The 4,604-nt window shown below is 47.2% G+C and carries 2 tRNA genes and 3 rRNA genes; all 5 read right to left on the bottom strand.

Annotation, left to right across the window (positions count from 1 at the left end):
• Positions 1–4: 4 nt before the first annotated feature.
• Positions 5–114: ribosomal RNA gene (gene rrf, locus HX049_RS18130) — 5S ribosomal RNA — on the bottom strand.
• Positions 115–218: 104 nt separating this feature from the next.
• Positions 219–3,112, bottom strand: a 23S ribosomal RNA gene (locus tag HX049_RS18125).
• A 121-nt stretch (positions 3,113–3,233) separates the two neighbouring features.
• Positions 3,234–3,307, bottom strand: a tRNA-Ala gene (locus tag HX049_RS18120).
• Positions 3,308–3,392: 85 nt separating this feature from the next.
• Positions 3,393–3,466 (bottom strand) — tRNA-Ile (locus tag HX049_RS18115).
• A gap of 80 nt (positions 3,467–3,546) precedes the next feature.
• Positions 3,547–4,604, bottom strand: a 16S ribosomal RNA gene (locus HX049_RS18110); the annotation flags it as partial.

Below are 4,604 nucleotides of genomic sequence, written 5' to 3'. Positions count from 1 at the left end.
TAAAGAAAGGCGGCGACATACTCTCCCACTGGTTAGCAGTACCATCTGCGCTAGCGGGCTTAACTTCTCTGTTCGAAATGGGAAGAGGTGAGCCCCGCTGCAATAACCACCTTAAATCGGTTGTTACTAAACGTAACTAATATTGTTAACTATATTGATATTTTAACTTAACTATCCTTAGAAAGTTGCCCTCCCCTTGTAGTTAAACAAGGGGAGATTCACATAAGCTTACGGGTTATTAGTACTACTCGACTTTGACATTACTGTCTTTACATCTATAGCCTATCAACGTTGTAATCTCCAACGACCCTTTAAAGAAATCTCATCTTGTGGTGGGTTTCGCACTTATATGCTTTCAGCGCTTATCCCTTCCCAACGTAGCTACTCTGCGATGCCCCTGGCGAGACAACAGATGCACTAGAGGTTGGTCCAATTCGGTCCTCTCGTACTAGAATCAGATCCACTCAAATTTCTAACGCCCACAGTAGATAGAGACCGAACTGTCTCACGACGTTCTGAACCCAGCTCGCGTGCCACTTTAATGGGCGAACAGCCCAACCCTTGGGACCTTCTCCAGCCCCAGGATGTGACGAGCCGACATCGAGGTGCCAAACCCCCCCGTCGATATGAGCTCTTGGGGGAGATCAGCCTGTTATCCCCGGCGTACCTTTTATCCTTTGAGCGATGGCCCTTCCATGCGGAACCACCGGATCACTATGCTCTACTTTCGTACCTGGTCGACTTGTTAGTCTCTCAGTCAAGCTCCCTTATACCATTGCACTCTACGCACGGTTACCAAGCGTGCTGAGGGAACCTTTAGAAGCCTCCGTTACTCTTTTGGAGGCGACCACCCCAGTCAAACTACCCACCAAGCAATGTCCTCCTTAATCAAGGAGTTAGATCTCAAATAAGCAAAGGGTGGTATTTCAACAATGACTCCACAACGCCTAGCGACGCCACTTCACAGTCTCCCACCTATCCTACACATCACTTATCCAAGAACAATACTAAGCTATAGTAAAGGTGCACAGGGTCTTTTCGTCCCACTGCGGGTAATCGGCATCTTCACCGATACTACAATTTCACCGAGCTCATGGCTGAGACAGTGTCCAGATCGTTACACCATTCGTGCAGGTCGGAACTTACCCGACAAGGAATTTCGCTACCTTAGGACCGTTATAGTTACGGCCGCCGTTTACTGGGGCTTCAATTCAATGCTTCTCAACAATTACTCATCGATAACATCTCCTCTTAACCTTCCAGCACCGGGCAGGTGTCAGGCCCTATACGTCATCTTACGATTTTGCAGAGCCCTGTGTTTTTGATAAACAGTCGCCTGGACCTTTTCACTGCGGCCAGCTTGCGCTGGCGACCTTTCTCCCGAAGTTACAGGTCTATTTTGCCTAGTTCCTTAGCCATGAATCTCTCGAGCGCCTTAGGATACTCTCCTCGACTACCTGTGTCGGTTTACGGTACGGGTACTAATAATCTAAGTTTAGAAGCTTTTCTTGACAGCCCTTAGGCACACTATCTCGTTGTCCGAAGACGCAAAGTACTATCGCATTTCTCCAAGTTCGACGCATTTTACTATCAAACCTATAGGTACGTGCTTCAACGAACTATTCCGTCAGTTCGCGGTGCTTTCATCACTGTGTCACTCCATCACAATTATTAGTAGTACGGGAATATTAACCCGTTGGCCATCGACGTCCCCCTTCGGGTGTGCCTTAGGTCCCGACTAACCCTGAGCTGATTAGCATAGCTCAGGAAACCTTAGTCTTACGGCGGGGGTGTTTCTCGCACCCCTTATCGTTACTTATGCCTACATTTTCTTTTCTAAAAGCTCCAGCAATTCTCACAAATCACCTTCTGCGCCGTTAGAATGCTCCCCTACCACTCACGCATATAATGCGCAAATCCATAGCTTCGGTAGTATACTTATGCCCGATTATTATCCATGCTCGATCGCTCGACTAGTGAGCTGTTACGCACTCTTTAAATGAATGGCTGCTTCCAAGCCAACATCCTAGCTGTCTGGGCAATCAAACCGCGTTTTTTCAACTTAGCATACATTTGGGGACCTTAGCTGATGGTCTGGGTTCTTTCCCTCTCGGACATGGACCTTAGCACCCATGCCCTCACTGATAATTATCATTACTTAGCATTCGGAGTTTGTCAGGAATTGGTAGGCGGTGAAGCCCCCGCATCCAATCAGTAGCTCTACCTCTAAGTAACTATCGATTATCGCTGCACCTAAATGCATTTCGGGGAGTACGAGCTATTTCCGAGTTTGATTGGCCTTTCACCCCTACCCACAGGTCATCCGAAAACTTTTCAGCGTTAAACGGTTCGGTCCTCCATTTAGTGTTACCTAAACTTCAACCTGCCCATGGGTAGATCACACGGTTTCGCGTCTACCACTACTGACTAAAGCGCCCTATTAAGACTCGCTTTCGCTACGGATCCATGACTTAATCACTTATCCTTGCCAGCAACGGTAACTCGTAGGCTCATTATGCAAAAGGCACGCCGTCACCCAACTAATGGGCTCCGACCGCTTGTAGGCGTATGGTTTCAGGATCTGTTTCACTCCGTTATTCACGGTTCTTTTCACCTTTCCCTCACGGTACTGGTTCACTATCGGTCTCTCAGGAGTATTTAGCCTTAGCGGATGGTCCCGCCAGTTTCAATCAAGGTTTCACGTGCCCCGACCTACTCAGGATACCACTATTCTTATCTTCTCTTACCTATACGGGACTATCACCCTCTGTGGTTTACCTTTCCAGGTAATTCTAATTCAATCCGCAAGAAATATCGTGGTCCTACAACCCCAAAATTGCCGTAACAACTTTGGTTTGGGCTACTCCGCGTTCGCTCGCCACTACTTACGGAATCACTTTTGTTTTCTTCTCCTCCGCCTACTTAGATGTTTCAGTTCAGCGGGTTCGCCTCCTATACAGGATACTATATCTTCAATATAGTGGGTTGCCCCATTCGGATATCTACGGATCAATTCGTGTGTGCCAATCCCCGTAGCTTTTCGCAGCTTATCACGTCCTTCTTCGCCTCTGAGAGCCTAGGCATTCCCCATACGCCCTTATTTTGCTTATGTGCTTACAATTCTTATCGAATCGTACTTTCTATATATTTCTATATCTTTTTTATTCTTTCTAACTGTTTTGTTAGTTAAGTTTTATCAATATGTCAATGAACGGTTGGACAATTAGTCCTTGTGGAGAATATCGGAGTCGAACCGATGACCTCCTGCGTGCAAGGCAGGCGCTCTAGCCAGCTGAGCTAATCCCCCATAAGTTAGATAGTGTGTTATCTGTGCCTTGTGGGTTGTGGATAACGCAACCTCTAAAATATTCCTTTTCAAATTAGTAAACTAGTAGTCCCGGGCAGACTCGAACTGCCGACCCCTACATTATCAGTGTAGTACTCTAACCAGCTGAGCTACGAGACTCTGTATTACTTAATTCTTTTATTCTTTTTTTTGGTATTAACAGCGAGAGTAAAGTATCATACTTTATAATTATTCTCTAGAAAGGAGGTGTTCCAGCCGCACCTTCCGGTACGGCTACCTTGTTACGACTTAGCCCTAGTTACTAGTTTTACCCTAGGCAGCTCCTTGCGGTCACCGACTTCAGGTACCCCCAGCTTCCATGGCTTGACGGGCGGTGTGTACAAGGCCCGGGAACGTATTCACCGGATCATGGCTGATATCCGATTACTAGCGATTCCAGCTTCATAGAGTCGAGTTGCAGACTCCAATCCGAACTGAGACAAGCTTTGGAGATTCGCATCCTGTTGCCAGGTAGCTGCTTTCTGTACTTGCCATTGTAGCACGTGTGTAGCCCAGGACGTAAGGGCCGTGATGATTTGACGTCATCCCCACCTTCCTCACGGTTTGCACCGGCAGTCTTGCTAGAGTCCCCGCCTTAACGCGCTGGTAACTAACAATAGGGGTTGCGCTCGTTATAGGACTTAACCTGACACCTCACGGCACGAGCTGACGACAACCATGCAGCACCTTGTAAATTGTCCGAAGAAAAATCTGTTTCCAAATCTGTCAATCTACATTTAAGCCCTGGTAAGGTTCCTCGCGTATCATCGAATTAAACCACATGCTCCACCGCTTGTGCGGGCCCCCGTCAATTCCTTTGAGTTTCATTCTTGCGAACGTACTCCCCAGGTGGGATACTTATCACTTTCGCTTAGCCACTCAGTCCGAAAACCGAACAGCTAGTATCCATCGTTTACGGCGTGGACTACCAGGGTATCTAATCCTGTTCGCTCCCCACGCTTTCGTTCATCAGCGTCAATAAATACGTAGTAACCTGCCTTCGCAATTGGTATTCCATGTAATATCTAAGCATTTCACCGCTACACTACATATTCTAGTTACTTCCATATTATTCAAGCTCTGCAGTATCAATGGCAGTGTCCTAGTTAAGCTAGGAAATTTCACCACTGACTTACAAAGCCGCCTACGAACCCTTTAAACCCAATAATTCCGGATAACGCTCGGATCCTCCGTATTACCGCGGCTGCTGGCACGGAGTTAGCCGATCCTTATTCTTACAGTACCGTCAAGTCCCTAC

The organism is Myroides odoratimimus (assembly GCF_030326305.1).
Taxonomy (GTDB): Bacteria; Bacteroidota; Bacteroidia; order Flavobacteriales; family Flavobacteriaceae; genus Flavobacterium; species Flavobacterium odoratimimum_A.
Note: the sequence above shows the minus strand (reverse complement) of the source record. Positions and strands in the feature narration are given on the sequence as shown.